We start from the raw sequence: 16,289 nt of genomic DNA on the forward strand, positions 1-16,289 counted from the left end.
GCGGTGACATAGACGGACTCACGGCGTCGCCTCGCGCTGCAACACCAACAGGCCGATGCTGGCCGGCGGCAGCGCCACGGATTCCGTCGGCGCGGCCAGCTCGGTGATCTCGGCGCGCAACAGCGCTGGCACCTCACGCCGGTCGAACAGGTCGTCGGCATGCAACGTGTGCAGACGCACGGCACGCCAGCCCGCGGGCAACGCGCCCACGCTCACGCGCATGGGCTGTGATGGATGTTTGTGCACCAGCCACACACGCGCCACATCGCCGTCCTGGCTGCCCAGCGCTTCCAACAAGGGCAGGTCGGCCACCGGCGCGCTGCCGCCCACCGATGCCGTGGCCACCTGTGGGGCCGTCACGCTCGCCCCCATCTGCCGGCCCTGCCAGGCCTGCGCGAACAGCGCCATCACCTGCGCGGCCGGGCGCGCCGTGGCGTCGTCGCGCAGCGCCCCGAAATGCCAGTTGCCGCTGAGCGACCAGTGATGGGCCGCCACCACGTCGGGCGTCTGGGCGAACACGCGCAGCAGATCGGCCAGCACCACGGCGCCGGCCGGCGAGCGGATCAGCGCATCGCTGTCACCTCGGCCCAGCGTGAACAGCGGGCCGTGTTCGGTGATGGCCAGCGGCATGCTGCGGCCCGGCCAGGTCGGGGCCAGGCGGCGGCGCACCTCCGCCACATCGGCCGCGAACGCCCGTGCGCCGGCCATGCCGCCCCAGTACAGCGCCTGCTCGCTGTGGCGGGCCTCCATGCCAAAGGGCGCATAGGCGTTGTGCAGGCTGATGGCATCGACATCGGGCGCGCCCCCCGCCAGCACGGTGTCGATGAAGTCGACATCCTGGTAAGCCGTCACCGGAAAGCCGTTGCGCGTGTTCAGGCTCAGCGGCAGGATCAGGCGGATGTCCGGGTCGGCGGCGCGCATGGCCTGAGCAAACGCGCGCACGCGCTGGGCAAACACCTCGGGCCGCGTCCACAGCGTGGGCTCGCCGTCGATCTTCAAATGGGGCTCGTTGCCCAGCTCCCAGTCGCGCACCGCCGGCAGCGGCTGGCCGGTGCGCCGAGAGGTCAGCCCGGTGACATTGACCTGGCGCACCCAGGCCGCCGCCTCTTCTGGCGTGCCGGTCGCGATGTTGACGGTGATCAGCGGCGCAGCGCCCACGGCCTCGCACAGCTCCAGAAACTCCTGCGTGCCCATCAGCGTGCGCTGCTCGGTGTGGCTGTGCACGTGGCGGTTCAGGCCACGGCTGGCCAGCGGTCCCATGCCGCGCTCCCAGCGGTAGGCATCGGCCAGCGCGCCTCCGGGGTAGCGCAGGCTGCGCACGCCCATGGCGCGCACGGCCTGCAGCATGTCCTCACGCAAGCGGCCTTGTGCATCCAAAAGGCCATCGCCCCGGTCGACCCACTGCACATTGCTACCCAGGATGGCCGGGTTGACCGGCTCGCCGGGCGCGTCCAGCGCCAGCGTCAGCGTGGCCTCGGTCGGCCCGGCGGGCAGGCCCTGCACAGGCTCGGTGGGGCCGGGTGGCAGGCGGTCTGCCGCATCGCTGCTGCCTCCGCCGCCGCCTCCGCCGCCGCCACAAGCGAACAGCAGGCCAGCGACTGCCGCGGCCACCAGCAGGGCCAGCCACAGGCGCACGCCGCCTCGGGCAGGACGATGCGGATGCACGGGCGTGCTCATCCGTGGCTCCTGCGGATGCGCCAGGCGCGCCCCATCAGGTCGCGGCTCGACGCCGCACGCGGGGCCCACGCCGGCCGGATCCACGCGCCCGCGCTGAACGCCAGCCACCGCAGGCCGAAGCCCAAAATCGTGAACAGGTCGAACACCCAGACGCGGTCGGCACCGCGCATCTGCGCATAGAACTGGCGCGGGCCTTTCAAGGCCGACAGCAGCACATCACCCTGCTGTTGCTTCATGCTCTCGCCCTGGTAATGGATGATGGACGCCCTCGGCGAGTACACCACGCGGTGGCCAGCCAGCTTGAGGCGGTGACACAGCTCCATGTCTTCGCCGTACATGAAGAAGGCGGGATCGAACAGCTTGCCTTGCAGGGCGTCGGTGCGCAGCATCATGTAGGCGCCACAGATCCAGTCGACATCGATCTCGTCGTCCACATCGCGGTCAAGAAACAGCGGCATGGGCCGCCATGCCCGCGGCAGCAGGCGATCCAGAAAGAGGTAGTGGTTGGCCAGGTTGCACGCGCGGGGGAAGGCCCCGCCCGTCCAGCGCTGCAGGCTGCCATCGGCGTTGAGCAAGCGGCAGCCCATCACCGCCACATCGGGCAGCGCGTCCATGCGCGCCACCGTGCGCGCAATCGCGCCATCGAGCACCACGGTATCCGGGTTGAGCAGCAGGATGTAGCGCCCCCGGCAGGCGTCGAGCACCTGGTTGTTGGCCCGTCCAAAGCCCACGTTGTCGGCGTTGGCCGTCAGATGCACCTCGGGGAACTCGGTCCGCACCATGTCGACGCTGCCGTCGTGCGAGGCGTTGTCGACGACGAAGACCTCCTGCTGGTCGGGCGCCAGGCCGGATGCGGTGCGCACCGATTGCAGGCAGGCGCGCAGCAACTCACGTACGTTCCAGTTGACCACGATGATGGACACGATGGGCTGGCTCATGCGACGTCCTCCTGTTGCGAAGCCGCGGACGGGGCGGGCGCCACATCTGGCGGCGGCTTGATCACAGCCCGCGGCCCGTACACGCGGCTGCCGGCGGGCACGTCGACAAACACATTGGCATCAGGGCCGAGGTGCGCGCCATCGCCCACCCGAACCGGGCCGAACACCTTTGCGCCCCAACCGAGGAAGACGTCATCACCCACGACCGGGTAGCCTGGCCCGCCGCCGATGTCCAGCGGTTGCACGCCACCGCCTGTGCCACCCCCACCCATCACCGACACGTTGCGGCCGAGCTTGCCGAACAGCACCACGCCGGTGGCATGTGCGATCAGCAGGCCTTCGCCGATGTCGGCCGTGGGCGGGATCTCGACCCGCGTCATGTAGAGCTTCACCAGAAAGATGAGCCGGGCCGTGTTGCGCCAGCCGTTGACGTAGAGGTAGCGCGCAATGCGATACCAGAAGATGGCCTGGAAGTTGGGCTGCAGGCTCCAGTAGGCCTTCTGTGCGAGGCCGCCGCCGCCCAGCCAGTCGGCCAGCCGGTGGAAGTCGCTTCGGATCAGCCGCCAGGTCTCGGCCCAGCGCAAAGGGGTGGGGGGTGTCATGCAGCGTCCTTGTCCTGCGGGTCGGCCGGCCTGGAAGGCAGCGCCCGCCACAGCGCGCGCCAGGCCGGCACCGAGCCCTCGAAGAAGGCCTCGGCGCGACCTTGGCCCGTGCGGGGCAGCATCATCGCGCGCCAGGTGTTGAGCCCGTCGATGCAGCGGCGGTAATCCACATCGCGCAGCTGCGAGCGATACAGCCCCAGCAGCGCCTGCTTGCGCTCGGCCACCACGGTGATGTCGAGCACGCGGTTGGCCACCACCGGCGCCCACACCTCGTAGCCGCGCAGCCGCACGCGACGGGCCCACGCGCCACAGCGCATCAAGGCCGCATCGAGCAGGCGATTGGTCTGCCAGTGATCTTCCAGCAAGTCCATCACAAACGGCAGGTAGATGAGCTCGGGGGCGCATTCGTCGAGGTGCTGCGCCAGGCGCCTCACGGCCGCCTCGTCGGGGCGCACGCCGCCGTCGGGCAGCGCCAGAAAGCCCACTTGGCAACCGGCACCCTCGGCCCAGGCGCGGGCTTCGGCTTCGCGCTCGGCCATCAGGGCCTGCTGCATGGCGGCCCGGGCTTCGGGCGCCAACGCAGGATCGTGCAGCCGGCGGTCGCCCCAGCGACCGTCGGCAATGTGGATCACACTGACCTGAGCGCCCGCCGCCACATGGCACAGCACGGCACCGCCACAGCCGATGGCCTCGTCGTCCGGATGGGGCGACAAGACCACCACACGCTGCTCCGAGCAGGATTCGATCGGCCGCGGCCAGCGGTCGTGCTCGGCCAACATCAGCGCCACAGCCAACGAGTTGCGGGCATCGGGCCGCAGAAAGCGCCGGTAGGCCCAGCGCACAAGGCGGTTGATCATGCGGGCTCCTTGCGGCGCGCGTGGGCGTGGCGCTCGCGCAGTTGCTCGTAGAAGGCGAGCTGCTGGGCCGTGACCGCATCCCAGTTGTAGCGGCGCGCATGGGCGCGGTCGACCTCGCCGCGGCGCGCCAGCTCAGCATCGGGCGCCGCCATGGCGGCCTGCATGGCGGCGGCCAGTGCCACAACATCTTCCGGCTGTACCCGCCAGCCCCCCGGCCCGACCACCTCGTTCATCGGTGGGCGGTTCCACACGATGACCGGCCGCCCTGCTGCGTTGGCCTCGGCAATCACCATCCCGAAGGTCTCCCAGCGCGAGGGCATGACCAGCGCCCGGCAGGCCTGCAGCAGTTGCACACGCCCGGCCGCGTCGTAGGGGCCGCGCACATCGACCCACGCCCGCGTACCGGTTCGGTCGAGCCAGTGGGCCAACGCATCGGCATCCTGCACATTGCCGGCCAGCACCAGGCGCGGGCGGCGCTGCTCGGGAATGGCCGCCAGCGCCTGCAGCAAGAGGTCGATGCCCTTGGCCTCGACTTCGACGCGGCCCAGGTACAGCAGGTGATCGCCCGGGCTGATCGGGATGTCAAACAGCTCGTCGGGCACGCCATTGGGAATGACCTCGACACGGCCTCGCGGGTGACGCGCCAGCATGCGCTGACGCATGTCGTCGGACAACACGATCAGGTTGGGGTACAGCCGCACGCCGTACTCTTCGCCCCAGTGAAAAGGCAGCTTGAGCCATTCGGTGTAGCGCCGCGCCGAGAACCACTGAACCACGCCCACGAACGGCTTGCTTCGCCGGCGGAACAGCGGCGTCCAGGTGGCCGAGGCGGGCGGCATGAAGTCTTCGACCAGCAGGTCGTAATCGAACTGGCGCACCGCCCGCGGCAAGCTGGCCAGAAAAGTGATGTGGTGCGACGAGCCATGGTCGCGGATCTTGCGTCCCAGGCGCACGTAGCGCACGCCATCGCGCACCAGCTCGGGCGTCGAGCCCGGAAAAGTGGGCGTCAGCACGGTGACCTCGTGCTGGCGCGCCAGACGCCGACAGATCTCGAAGGTGCGCAACGGCCCGCCGCCCGCCAGCGGGTTGCCCAGGTCATCGGGGTCGAGGTGGAGGATCCTCATGCCGCCCCTCCCTGCCGGCGCGCGCGCCACCATTGGCCAGCGGCACGGCAGTCTTCGGCATGCCAGCGCGTCCAGCCGCCCACCAGGGGCAGCGCCGCGGCGTAGGCCAGCGTGCCCAGCAGCAGGGCGATGAGCACGCCATGCGGTGCCTGCGCCCAGGCGAAGACGCCCAATGCGGCGGCGGCCGCGACGAGGCAGCGCCCGGCCAGCGCCAGCAGGCCATCGACCGGCAGCGCGCGCTGCGCCCACGCCAGACGCGCCAGCACGCGCAAGGTCAGCGCCAGCACCAGCGCGGCAGCCGCACCGGGCGCGCCCTGCCACAGAGACAGGCCCACCAGCAGCGGCACCAGCGCCCCCAGGCCCACCAGCATGCAGCGCAGGTCAGCCCGCTGCGCCTGCGCGGCCAGCATCGCAGTCGACAGCAGTTGATCCAGCGTCATCCACCAGGCGGCCAGCAGCAGCACCTGCAGCACCGGCGCAGCGCCCTGCAGGTCAGGCGGGTACAGCCAGCTCACCACCCACGGCGCCAGCGCCATGCCGATGAGGGCGGCCGGCACCCCCAGCACCAGCGCCCAGCGCAGGGTGCGCGCCATCAGCGTCAGAAAGCGGGCACGGTCGTGCACGAACCAGCGCGACAACACCGGGAACACGACCACCAGCATCATTGTGGAGGCCAGCAACGCCGCATCGTTGACCCGTGCGGCCGCGGCATACACGCCCGCCGCGCCCACGCCGACCAGCGAGGGCAGCACCAGCAAGTCGAGCCGGGTGGCCAGCGCCGTCACCAACGTGATGGCCAGAAACGTGGGCGTGTGGGTGGCCAGCGCCTGCACGGCCGCCCAGCGCGCCGGCCGCCAGGCACCGCGCAGCACGGGATGCAGCGCGTAGGCGACCGCCGCCAGCCAGCGCCCGGCGCAGAAGCAGGCCATGAAGGCATCCAGATCGGCATCACCAGCCACCAGCCAGATGGCCGCCAGCACGCGCCAGGCCGATTCAGCCAGGTTCACGCCGACCACCGCCCGCAGCAGTTCGCGGCCCACGAGCACGGCCTCGGCCGCCAGCGTCCACACCGTGGGCACCAGCGCCAGCGCCAGCCAGCTCAAGGCCACCTGCCAGCGCGGCTCACCCGCCCACAGCGCGTAGCCCACCACCGCTGCAGCCAGCGCCACCCCGGGCATCAAGCCGAACCACAAGGCCGCGCGCGCCATCCCGCCGGCTTCTCCTGGCTGCGCTGCCACGCTGCGGGTCAGATGGGGCTGCAGCCCCAGCAGCGGCAAGGCCTGCAGCAGAAAGAACAGGTTCATCGCCCACGCAAAGCCGCCCAGCGCGCTCACCCCGAGGCGATGCGACATCACCCAGAAGAGCCCGAAATTCAGCATGGCGATGCCCACGCGCATCACCGTGACCGACAGAAAGCGCTGCACCAGCGCGCGGGCGCTCATGGCCGCCCCTCGCCTGTCGGCCGCAAGCGGCACAGGGCCTGAAGCAGCCCGGCCGTCAGCCACAGCATGAACACGCGCACATCAGCGTAGTAGTTGTCTGACGCCAGAAACAACATCTGGCTGACCAGCGCACCCACCAGCCCGACGGCCAGGGCCTGTGTGCCCGGATCGCGCCAGCGCGACAGCGGCCAAGCCTGGCGCACCCAGCGCCACATCAGGTAGACCCAGAACAGCATGGCTGGCACACCCAGCTCGGCAGCCAGCAGCAGGTAATGGTTGTGCACCACCAGTTCGAGCAGCTGCTTTTGGTAGTCCTCAGAAATGGTGGCGAACGAAGGCGGGATGTGCTCATGCGCGGCCCGGCTGTACTGGCCAAAACCCACGCCGGTCAGGGGCTGCGCGCGGATGATGGTGAGCGCCTGGTCGTTGAGCACCAATCGGGATTCCGTGGAGCGGTCGTCCGGCTGCGTCAGCCGCCACAGCACCTGCGGGTAGGCCACCAGAATGGCGCCGAGCAGGGCCACACCGGCCAGCGCGCCAGCCACCAGGTGGGTCGGCCCGATCACGCGCAGCCGCCAGTACAGCGCGGCGATCACCAGCACGGCCAGCGCAAACGCCGCCCAGCCGCCCCGAGACAGCGTGGCCAGGAGCATCACACCGGCCACCCCCAACACGCCAAGCGCCACCCACCATACCCGCGCGGCAATGCGTTGCGGCCCCATGAGCACGAAGGCCAGCGCAGGCGCCAGCAGCAGCGTGAGGTAGTCGGCCAGGGCGTTGGGATGATCGAAGGCGCCAATGGGCCGAAAGGCCGCGGCCTCCAGCCCCCCGAAGTTGACCGTGCCCACGGCCATCGGCACCTTGGCACCCGGCAGCGTCACGTAGCTGCTGGTGGCCATCTGCGCGAGCACGAGCAGGAACTGCAGGCCCAGCGCCCACGGCAGCACCGCCAGGACGGCACGCACATCGGCCTCGTCCTCGATGGCATGCGAGACCACGTAGTAGCCCAGCACGCACAGTGAGTAGGTGATGCCGGTGGCCACCGTCAGCAAGGACACCGTGGGTGAAGCGAGGATGGTCACCCAGATCCACGCGAGAAAGCACAGCGCCAGCCGGTCCAGCGCCGTCAGCGGCAGGGGCCGTCGCGCGATCCACAGCCGGGAGGCCACCCAGCCGCCCGCCAGGACGAACAGCACCACGTGCGAGACCGAGAGATACCAACCGGGCGAATAGAACACATCGAGCGGCGGCACCAGGGCCTTGCTCAGACTGAAAGGCGCCGTGAAGAACAGCAGGCCCAGCCACAGCCTGCGCTTGTTGCCGCGGTGCCAGGCCAGGCCCGCGCCGCCCGCCAGCGCCACCACGATCAGCAGCGGCAGGCTGGCCTTGTCCTGCAGGCTGGCCACGATCATCCACCCCACCAGTGCGGCCACGGCCAGCCCCATGGCCCACCAAGGCCAGGCGCGCGCGGCGGCACGGGTGTGGGTGGACATCAGAGCGCCCGTCGATAGAGCCAGGCCGGCACATAGCTGGGCCGGCGGTTGAGCACCACCCCCAGCATGCGCTCGGACGCCACGGGATGGGCCTGCAGCGCACCTTGTACGACCTCACGGCGCGTCTCGCCTGCGTCCACGACCAGCAGCACGCCGTCGACGGCTTGCAACAGCGCGCCACAGGCGGCCAGCGGCCCGCCATCGACCACGGTCATCGCGCAACGCGCGCGCAGCGCCGCCAGGGCCTGTTGCACGCCGTGCGGCTGAAACAGCCGTTGTGCGGCCGGTCGCGTGCCTGGCCCCAGTGTGTGAACCCCATCGGTGACGCGGCCCAGCATGGCCTCATCCAACGCATGCCCCTGCAGCAGCTCGGCCCAGCCTGCGGCCGCCTCGGCGTGCATGCTGCCAGCGTCCACCCAGGCCACCGGCCCGGTGCACTGCTCGACCAATGCCTGCGCCAGGCGCCGCGACACCAGCGTCTTGCCCTCGCCCGCCCGCGCGCTGCTCACCAGCACGACCTGGCCGGCATCCGAGGCGGGCAGCCGACTGAGCACCTGCAATCCCAGGCTGTGAAAACCGGCTTCGTTCAGTGGGCTCATGCGCGCTCCTTACCCGACAGCACCGGCACCACGCCCAGCGTGTCCAGACCCAGATAACGCTGCACCTCGTCGGCCGACTGCAGCCGGTGGTCGAAGTAAGCGCGCAGGCCTGCCAGCATCAGGCCCAGCATCAGGCCCGCCACCGGCCCCAGGGCCGCCAGCAGGATCTTCTTTTTCTGTTGCGCCTTCGTGGGGGCCATGGCGGGATGCAACTGCACCCGTGTGGCCGCCTCGTCCGGCACCGACGCCAGGTACAGCTCGATCTGGTCCATGCGGCGGCGCAACTCACCGTAGCGCTCCTGCGCGAGCAGGCGCGCGCGTTCAAGCTGCTGGATCTGGGCGTCGATCTGGGCGCCAGCCAACACGCTGCGTTTGAGGCGTCCTTCGAGCTGGCCCAGCTGACGGCGCGCGCTCTGCACGGGTTCGGCCTCGTCGGTGTAGACCTGACGCAGTTCCTCGACCTTGCTCTGCAGCGCCAGGGCCTGGCCCTTCATCAAGGCGGCGGTCGATTCGCCCCCCACCCGCGCGCTGCCCAGCACCGTGTCCATGCGCAGCCCCGAGGCCTCGTCGGCCAGGGCCAGGCGGCTGCCAGCGGCCGCAGGCGAGGGCACATCCAGCCGGCTACCGCGCTGCACCATCAGGTTGAGCAGGCGGGCGTCGAGCTCATCGAGCTCCTGCCGTGTTTCGTCGACTTTCTGCTGGATCAAGTCGAACGAGGCCGCCCCCTGGCGCCGATTGAGTTCCACACCGAACTGCTGGTAGGCCTGCACCAGCGCGTTGAGCGCGCGCGCAGACAGCGCCGGATCGCGCGTCTCCAGCTGCACCTCCAGCAGGTTGGAAGTGGTGTCGGCCGTCTTCGAGCGCGCGGGGCTCACCTTGAGCGCCTGCAGGAACAGGTCGACCGTGTCCTGCAGCTCGCGCTCGGCCTCCACCGGTTCGCGCCGCGACCGCAGCCACGATACCGCCGGGCTGTCCATCAGGTAGCTCATCGGCGTGTCCACCAGTTGCGCCTTGCGGATGCCCAGCTGCCGCACCACCGCCTCGACGTTGGCGCGCGAGGTCAGCAGCTGCTGCTCGGTTTCCAGCTTGCGGTTGGCCGGATCGGGCATTTGCGCGTCGCGGTAGGCCGCCACACCGGACAGGAAAGACGGCGAGCCCTGCTGGTCGGTCTTGATCCAGACCTTGGTCTCGGCCACATAGGCGGCCGGTTGCACCCACGCCGCCAGGCCGACGATGGCCGTGACCACCACAAACGCCAGCAGGATGAGCCCGCCGTGCTTGAAACCCTGGCGCCACAGGTCACGGCCAGTGAAGCCATGGCCGGCTGCGGGCGGCTGAGCAGGATAAAGCGCTGCCATGCCTTGCATCGGTCAGTCCTTCACATTCAGGTCATACACAAAGCCGAACGAGCTGTTGCGCAATGGGGGCAGGATCTTGAACAGGTACTGATCCAGGCGCTGACCCAGCTCGGCGATGCGGCTGGGCGGCAGCAGCACGATGTCAAACGGCTGCAGCACCACATCGCGGTCGGGCGCAGACAGGTAGCGCGACGACAGCTGCGGGCGAATGACCTCGGCCTGGCCGCCGGCACCACGGCGCACCACGACCAGCTGGCTGACATCGGCGGTGGGCAAGTGGCCGCCCGCCTGCGCCAGCGCCTGCATCAGCGTCATGCCGGGCAGATGCGGCAACATGCCCGGGCGCGCGGCCTCGCCGGTCACGAACACCTGCGGCGACTGGAAGGCGCGCACCATCACCACCGGCTCCAGCCGCGACAGGCCGGCCCGGCCGGGGCCTGCGTCGGTCTGCACCATCTGCGAACTGGCGCTGCGCAGGATGACGCTGAGCTCAGGCACACGCAGGTGCTGCGCATACCGCTTGCGCAGCTCGTCGCGCAGCGCTTCAGGGCTCAGGCCCTCGGCCTGCACGGTGCCAATCAGTTGCAGCTGGATCTTGCCGTCTGGCCGCACACGCAGCTGCTCGTTGAAGGCCGGCTGATACGGGAACTTGATGTCGATCTCGTCGTTGGCCTGCAGCAAATACTCGCGGCGCTGCTGGCCGCCCGCAGCCCGCGCATACCGCTCACGCACCTCGGCCTGCACGTCCTCCGGGCTGCGCCCCTGCACGTGCACCGTGCCAATGACCTGCAGGGCCACTTTGCCATCCGGCCGCACGCGCACGATCTGGTCGTACAAGGGGGCGTCGGGCACCTTGAGCTCCAGCTCGTCACCGGGCATCAGCGCAAAGGCCACGGGCGCACTCGCCGCCGGCGCCACCGGCAGGCTGGCCAACTCGGGCCCGGCGGGCGTGCCAGCGCAGCCGACCAACACCAGCGACACCCAGGCAGCCATCGCGCGCATCCACCATGCACTCGCCCACGTCCACCCACTCGTTCGACCTGCCTTCATGCCTTCCCTGCTCCTCATGACACGGTGTGCCGACGCCAGTCTGGATGGCCCACCCGCTCGCCGGCCGGGGCACGCTCGCGGCGCGCCATGGCCTGCAGCGTGTCCGTGTAGCTGCCCAGCACCTGCTGCCAGTCGAATACCTCGCGCACGCGCGCCTGGTTGGCCCGCCCCATCGCAGCCCAGTCGATCTGGGCCATCTGATCGAACAGACGCTCGCAACCTGCGCGGTCGCGGAAATACACCGCCCCGGCCCCGGCCACCCACCGGTTGAAGGGATTATCGTGGGCCAGCACGGCATTGCCCGCGCCCATGGCCTCAAGCAGCGACGGATTGGTGCCACCCACGCGGTGACCATGCACATACAGGCGGCAGTGTCGGCGCAGCGCCTGCACCACTGCGGCGTCATAGATGGCCCCGACAAAGCGCACATCCGGGCTGGCCGCCTGCAGCACCGCGCGGTGAAAGGGCGAGGCGTCTGGCGCGTAATGCCCCAGCACCACCAGCGGGTGCGGGCGCGGCCGGGCCGAGTAGGCCCGCACCACTTCCAGCACCGAGTTCTCCGGCTCGGGCCGAGCGATCAGCGTGAGGTACTCCCCCGGCGCCAGGCCCAGCCGTTCCAGATGACGCACATCGGCCCGCTCGATCAGCTCGCCCCCATACGGAATGGTCGCGATCTTGCGGGGCGACACGCGTGTGGCCAGGTGGCGGGCGATGTGGGGGTGATCGGCCACCAGATGGTGGCCCAGCCAGCAGCCCATGCGCTCGTTCAGATACAGCCAGGCCTTGGCAGCGGGGCCCCACTTGGCGCGGCTCCACTCAATGCCGTCCATGTTGATCAGCGTCGGGATCCCGGCCAGGCGCAGGCGCGCCGTGAAGGCCGCCGTGTTGTAGCCCAGCACCAGCGCCACATCCGGGCGATCGCGCACGGTTTCGGTGATCGCATGCCAGTCAAAGCGCATGCTGGCCACGGGGGTGTCGTCCCCTACGCGGATGTGCACGCGCTGCACGCCCTGCCAGTGGCTGCGTCGCCGCGGGCCCTGACCGCCCTCCTGGCAGTACACGGTGACGCGCCAGCCCTGCTCGACCAGGTGGGGAGCCAGGCGCTCGGCAAAGCTCTCGAAGCCGCCGTGGGCGGCAGGCAGCCCGCGGATGCCGAGGATGGCCACGTGCGGGGTGCGGCGGTGTGCGGCGCTCATGCGGCCTCCCGGGTGCTGGCTCCTGAAGCCGCGGACACGCGACCGCCGGCAGGACTGTGGACATCCAATGCCAGCGCGGCATCCACCGCATCGAACAGGCGCTGCTGCATGGCCTGCTGCGTGAAGGTGTGGTCCGTCTCGGGCAGCACGGTCACCCCGACGTGGCCGCGGGTCTGCGCCTGGCGCAGGGCACGGCCGCCTTGCTCGCGCAGCATCACCAGACCTGGCTCGCCGGCCGAGAACACCCAGTGCACACGGGTGCCACGCGCTGCAAGCTGTCGCAGCACCGTGGGCAGGTCGTTCGTCAACGGCCAGCCCGTCGCGCGCAGCAGCGACCGCCCCAGGGCGACCGCGCGCTGCCAGCCGCGGCGCGCCACCGCACCCAGGATCAACCCCACGCGTACTTCACCGCGCATCAGCTTGCGCCACCGCGCCGGGTCGCGCAGCGCACGGCCTGCACCGGCCGCCACCGCGACGGCCACGGCGTCACGGGCTTCGCCGAGCAAAGGCATCTTGTCCTGCCAGAAGTACACCATCTGGTTGATCGGCGTGACGGACTGAAAGGGCACGTCTTCCACCGCCGCCGTGAATGCATGAAACGCGCCAGAGCACAGCCCGACAAGATGCAGTGTCGGGATGCCATGTTGCTGGCGCAGCCACACGCAGATGGCGCGCAGGTCTTCCACCGCGTAGGCGTTGTGCACATGGTTGGCGTGGCCACGCCGGTGTGGCGGGCTGTTGCCCAGGCCGGAAAGATCAACACGCAGCGCCGCGCAGCCCCGCCGCGCCCAATGCCGCGCCCAGCCCACGTACATGCGGTTGCTGCCCACGCGGTGTTCGGCGCCCGTGTTGATCATGACCACGGCACGATCGGGCATGCCTTGTGTAGGCAAGGTCAGCACGCCGCGCAGCGCGATGCCGCCGGCCGGCACGGCCACGGCGTGTTCCACCACGTCGCCACCCGACAGCCGCACAGCTCCCCGCAGCATCTCACCCGCGGGTGTGGCCTTCGGCGCGACCGGCAGGCGGCCCACCCAGGCACACACGGCTGCCACCGCCTGCGCGGGCACCTGCGCAAAGTGGGGCACCTGCATCAGCGCGTCATAACCCTCAAAGGGCTGGATCGACCAGGCCTCGCTGTTGTGGCCGTCGAACCAGGGCAAGGACTGCACGGCGTCTGTCTGGTCCGGACGCGCCAGCACCAGACCATGCGGGGCCGGGCGGGCGAGATCCGGCAAGGCCAGTGCCGACAGCGCGGCCACGTCGTTGGCGCTCAGCCGGAAGCCACCTGCCTCGATGGCGCCCGCCGGCGCGCCCGCAGCGCCCAGCCCGGTGCGGGCTTGTGTTGCCAGCCCCAGTGCCTTGCATTCGCGCACCATCTGGCGCCCGCGCAGCACGGGGGCCATGGCCACCCATCCGAGCACGTCCGACCGGCCCTGCGCAGCCTGGGCCGCCATCAGCGCCCCCAGCCTCAACCCCACGAGCACGATGGCCGCGCCGCCCAACACCATCTGCAGGTGGTCCATGGCCGACACGATGGCCGCTGGCCAGGCGGCCATGGCGGCACCACCGTCGTGCCCAGGTGGATCGGCCGAGTCGCCCGTCCCCGGGGGATCAAAGCGCAGACACACGTGCCCGGCTTCAGCCAGCGCATCAGCCAGCTCACGGAACAGGCGATGGCTGGACATGGCCTCATACCCGAAGGGTGGGCACAAGACCACCGCGCGGCCCGACCACGCCTCGACCGCCGGGCGGTGCAGGTGCGCGAACAGTGGCGTGTCAGCCGGCCCGAAGTAGCCGGCGCTCACACACACGGGCCCGCCAGGTCGTTCCACACCAGCGCGTTTGGCACCGGCGCTCATGCCGGCGCCCCCGGCCACAGAAGGGCCTGAAGGTCGGCCGGCCAACCCGAGGGGACGAAGCCGTGGTGACGGAACAGCGCCATCGCCAGGCGCTCCATGCCGAAGCCCACGCACGCCGAGTGCGCCACCCGCCCGTCTGGCAGCCGGATGTCAAAGGCCTGGCCAAACTTGTCCTGGTGGTAGTTAAAGGAGCACAGAGCGGTGGGCTGGTCGGTAGACCACACCGGCACCACCAGCTCGAACTTCAACTTTTGATCGCGCTGGGACGCCGCCATGACCTTGCCGCCGCGCCCGAAAAACGGGTCGGACGCCACCTCTTCGGTGACCGGCAGCCCCAGCTGGCGCAGCATCTGATGACCGCGCGCCAGCCACATCTCCCGCCAGGCGAGGATGGCATCGGGGTCGCCCAGCTTGACATACTCGCGCATGCGAAACGACATCAGCCGCGTGGGCTCGGGCGAAGGCTCGTGGCGAAACACCCAGTTGTAGATGGTCACCAGTCGCCCGCTGTCGGGCAGCGTGCCGGTGAACATGGGATAGACGCCATAACAGGCCGATGGGCTGAGCACCACCTCGGTCTGCTCCAGGTGAGGCGCCCACGGCTCGCCGGCGGCGGCCGCTTCGGCAAACCGCAAAGCCGCCAGCCCATTGCCCATGAAGCTGTGGACCGAGCCACACAGGTGCGGGAAACCATCCAGGTAGCGCACCTTCTGCAGCACGGCCCGGCTCATCACCGGCGGGTGGTTCACCACCACCGCACCGTCGCCCCGCGCGCTGCGGGTGATGAAGGTGGTCAGCGCGTCCATCACCTGCTCGAAGCGCTCGCCCCGACCAAAGACACCGGGCACCCCCGTGGGCACGATCAGCCCATGGCCCACCAGCCCCTCGTGCAGGGCCTGCATCGCATCACCGGCCATGCTCACAGCTCCTTGAGGACAGCCAGCATGTCGGCGTTCTTGCCGAGAATGCGCTCGTTGGCAATCATCATCGACGCCGACAACACATCGCGGTAATGCCGACCGAGGCTGTAAGGCGAGCGGTTCTTGTAGCCGGCAATGCCGACGATCTGAACCGCATCGTGGACGATGGCCTGGGCCTGGGTCGAGGCGCCGATCTTGAGGTTGTTGAACCGCAGCGCCCAACGCATGCCATGCAGCGCCTGCCGGCCCTCGGGCTGCGCTTCCAGCGCATCGACCTCGTCGGCCACGCTGCGCCAGTGCGCGGCCAGCGCCTCTTGCGTCACCAGCACCTCGGCCAGACGGCGCGCGCTGGGCAGCTGCACGCCCGGCTGTTTGCGAGCGGCAGCGCGCACGAATGTGGCGGCGCGCGACACGGCGCCACGTGCAATGCCCCACCACAACGCGGCCCACAGCACATGCGAATACGGCACCATGGACTCGGCCGCGATGTCGGCAAACGGCACCGGCAACACCTGCTCGGCGGCGCCCTGAGAACGCAGCACGAAGCCGGGGCTGCAGGTGCCGCGCATGCCCAGCGTGTCCCAGTCGCCCTCCTGTTCCAGTTGCGCATCGCTGCGGCGCACCACCACCAAGGCCTGATCGTTGGCCGCGGCGTCGGGATGGCGCCGACAGGTCACGAGAATGGCGTCGGCATGCGCGCAATACGAACCCGTGGTCGCGTGCTTGTCGAGCGCGAAACGCTCACCCGCGATCGTGACGGCGCAGATGCTGCTGCGCGTATCGCCGAACGTGCCCTCTTCAGAGGTCATCGACGCCAGCAGCCACTCGTTGGCGGCCACCTCTTGCAGGAAGCGGCCCGCGAAAACCGACCCTTGCGCATGGCGCACCAGACAGGCCAGCTGGTTGAAGTGCATGGCCAGCACCATGCCACTGGCACCGCAGGCTGCCCCCAGTTCGGCGCACAACTCGGCCTGCTGCCGCAGGTTCAGGCCAGCGCCGCCCCACTCGACCGGCACGCCGGCAGACAGCACGCGTGCCGCACGCAAGGCCGCAAACGTCTCTTGGGGAAATCGGGCTTCGGTGTCCACCGCATCAGCGGTGGCTGCAGCCACCGTGCGGGCAATCTCGCGCACGGTCTGTGCCAATGGCTCGCATGCGTCGTGCATGATCG

General features: G+C 70.0%; 14 protein-coding genes. All 14 read right to left on the minus strand.

The annotated features are described in order from the left end of the window. Positions 1-18: 18 nt before the first annotated feature. Positions 19-1,677 carry an alpha-L-arabinofuranosidase family protein gene (locus GTZ97_RS13500; RefSeq protein WP_161651166.1) on the minus strand — a complete coding sequence of 553 codons (1,659 nt, stop codon included), beginning with the start codon at positions 1,675-1,677 and terminating at the stop codon, positions 19-21. Beyond that, a complete protein-coding gene (locus GTZ97_RS13505) occupies positions 1,674-2,615 on the minus strand; it encodes a glycosyltransferase family 2 protein (RefSeq protein ID WP_161651167.1) in 942 nt (313 codons plus the stop codon). The genes GTZ97_RS13500 and GTZ97_RS13505 overlap by 4 nt, the downstream gene beginning before the upstream one ends. Then, positions 2,612-3,217, minus strand: a complete 606-nt coding sequence (locus GTZ97_RS13510; protein WP_161651168.1) for a serine O-acetyltransferase — start codon at positions 3,215-3,217, stop codon at positions 2,612-2,614. The genes GTZ97_RS13505 and GTZ97_RS13510 overlap by 4 nt, the downstream gene beginning before the upstream one ends. Beyond that, positions 3,214-4,074, minus strand: a complete 861-nt coding sequence (locus GTZ97_RS13515) for a PIG-L deacetylase family protein (protein ID WP_161651169.1) — start codon at positions 4,072-4,074, stop codon at positions 3,214-3,216. Before GTZ97_RS13515 ends, GTZ97_RS13510 begins: the two co-directional genes overlap by 4 nt. Continuing rightward, the gene (locus GTZ97_RS13520) at positions 4,071-5,198 is read right to left on the minus strand and encodes a glycosyltransferase family 4 protein (protein WP_161651170.1); all 1,128 of its coding nucleotides are present in this window, start codon (positions 5,196-5,198) and stop codon (positions 4,071-4,073) included. Before GTZ97_RS13520 ends, GTZ97_RS13515 begins: the two co-directional genes overlap by 4 nt. Continuing rightward, positions 5,195-6,640 carry a lipopolysaccharide biosynthesis protein gene (locus tag GTZ97_RS13525; RefSeq protein WP_161651171.1) on the minus strand — a complete coding sequence of 482 codons (1,446 nt, stop codon included), beginning with the start codon at positions 6,638-6,640 and terminating at the stop codon, positions 5,195-5,197. The genes GTZ97_RS13520 and GTZ97_RS13525 overlap by 4 nt, the downstream gene beginning before the upstream one ends. Beyond that, positions 6,637-8,133, minus strand: coding sequence for an O-antigen ligase family protein (locus GTZ97_RS13530; protein ID WP_161651172.1), 1,497 nt, complete (start codon positions 8,131-8,133; stop codon positions 6,637-6,639). Before GTZ97_RS13530 ends, GTZ97_RS13525 begins: the two co-directional genes overlap by 4 nt. After that, positions 8,133-8,732, minus strand: coding sequence for a P-loop NTPase family protein (locus GTZ97_RS13535; RefSeq protein WP_161651173.1), 600 nt, complete (start codon positions 8,730-8,732; stop codon positions 8,133-8,135). The genes GTZ97_RS13530 and GTZ97_RS13535 overlap by 1 nt, the downstream gene beginning before the upstream one ends. Further along, positions 8,729-10,090, minus strand: a complete 1,362-nt coding sequence (locus tag GTZ97_RS13540; protein WP_161651174.1) for a GumC domain-containing protein — start codon at positions 10,088-10,090, stop codon at positions 8,729-8,731. The genes GTZ97_RS13535 and GTZ97_RS13540 overlap by 4 nt, the downstream gene beginning before the upstream one ends. A 12-nt stretch (positions 10,091-10,102) precedes the next feature. Next, entirely contained in the window at positions 10,103-11,083 is a 981-nt protein-coding gene (locus tag GTZ97_RS13545; RefSeq protein ID WP_161651175.1) for a polysaccharide biosynthesis/export family protein, read from the minus strand. Positions 11,084-11,154: 71 nt separating this feature from the next. Further along, complete coding sequence (locus GTZ97_RS13550) at positions 11,155-12,336, minus strand: DUF1972 domain-containing protein (RefSeq protein WP_201748291.1); 1,182 nt, start codon at positions 12,334-12,336, stop codon at positions 11,155-11,157. Next, on the minus strand, positions 12,333-14,198 hold the full coding sequence (locus GTZ97_RS13555; RefSeq protein WP_161651176.1) for an alpha/beta hydrolase: 1,866 nt from the start codon (positions 14,196-14,198) through the stop codon (positions 12,333-12,335). Before GTZ97_RS13555 ends, GTZ97_RS13550 begins: the two co-directional genes overlap by 4 nt. Then, complete coding sequence (locus GTZ97_RS13560; RefSeq protein ID WP_161651177.1) at positions 14,195-15,115, minus strand: amino acid--[acyl-carrier-protein] ligase; 921 nt, start codon at positions 15,113-15,115, stop codon at positions 14,195-14,197. The genes GTZ97_RS13555 and GTZ97_RS13560 overlap by 4 nt, the downstream gene beginning before the upstream one ends. A 2-nt stretch (positions 15,116-15,117) precedes the next feature. Continuing rightward, positions 15,118-16,284 (minus strand): acyl-CoA dehydrogenase family protein, encoded by a 1,167-nt coding sequence (locus GTZ97_RS13565; RefSeq protein WP_161651178.1) that lies wholly within the window; start codon positions 16,282-16,284, stop codon positions 15,118-15,120. Positions 16,285-16,289: the final 5 nt, after the last annotated feature.

This window comes from Aquabacterium fontiphilum (assembly GCF_009909205.1).
GTDB lineage: Bacteria > Pseudomonadota > Gammaproteobacteria > Burkholderiales > Burkholderiaceae_C > Aquabacterium > Aquabacterium fontiphilum.

Coding starts and splice junctions, on each gene's coding strand:
- GTZ97_RS13545 (WP_161651175.1), bottom strand. CDS start 11,083: ATGGCTGCCTGGGTGTCGCTGGTGTTGGTCGGCTGCGCTGGCACGCCC.
- GTZ97_RS13550 (WP_201748291.1), bottom strand. CDS start 12,336: ATGAGCGCCGCACACCGCCGCACCCCGCACGTGGCCATCCTCGGCATC.
- GTZ97_RS13515 (WP_161651169.1), bottom strand. CDS start 4,074: ATGATCAACCGCCTTGTGCGCTGGGCCTACCGGCGCTTTCTGCGGCCC.
- GTZ97_RS13505 (WP_161651167.1), bottom strand. CDS start 2,615: ATGAGCCAGCCCATCGTGTCCATCATCGTGGTCAACTGGAACGTACGT.
- GTZ97_RS13520 (WP_161651170.1), bottom strand. CDS start 5,198: ATGAGGATCCTCCACCTCGACCCCGATGACCTGGGCAACCCGCTGGCG.
- GTZ97_RS13500 (WP_161651166.1), bottom strand. CDS start 1,677: ATGAGCACGCCCGTGCATCCGCATCGTCCTGCCCGAGGCGGCGTGCGC.
- GTZ97_RS13530 (WP_161651172.1), bottom strand. CDS start 8,133: ATGTCCACCCACACCCGTGCCGCCGCGCGCGCCTGGCCTTGGTGGGCC.
- GTZ97_RS13565 (WP_161651178.1), bottom strand. CDS start 16,284: ATGCACGACGCATGCGAGCCATTGGCACAGACCGTGCGCGAGATTGCC.
- GTZ97_RS13510 (WP_161651168.1), bottom strand. CDS start 3,217: ATGACACCCCCCACCCCTTTGCGCTGGGCCGAGACCTGGCGGCTGATC.
- GTZ97_RS13540 (WP_161651174.1), bottom strand. CDS start 10,090: ATGGCAGCGCTTTATCCTGCTCAGCCGCCCGCAGCCGGCCATGGCTTC.
- GTZ97_RS13555 (WP_161651176.1), bottom strand. CDS start 14,198: ATGAGCGCCGGTGCCAAACGCGCTGGTGTGGAACGACCTGGCGGGCCC.
- GTZ97_RS13525 (WP_161651171.1), bottom strand. CDS start 6,640: ATGAGCGCCCGCGCGCTGGTGCAGCGCTTTCTGTCGGTCACGGTGATG.
- GTZ97_RS13535 (WP_161651173.1), bottom strand. CDS start 8,732: ATGAGCCCACTGAACGAAGCCGGTTTTCACAGCCTGGGATTGCAGGTG.
- GTZ97_RS13560 (WP_161651177.1), bottom strand. CDS start 15,115: ATGGCCGGTGATGCGATGCAGGCCCTGCACGAGGGGCTGGTGGGCCAT.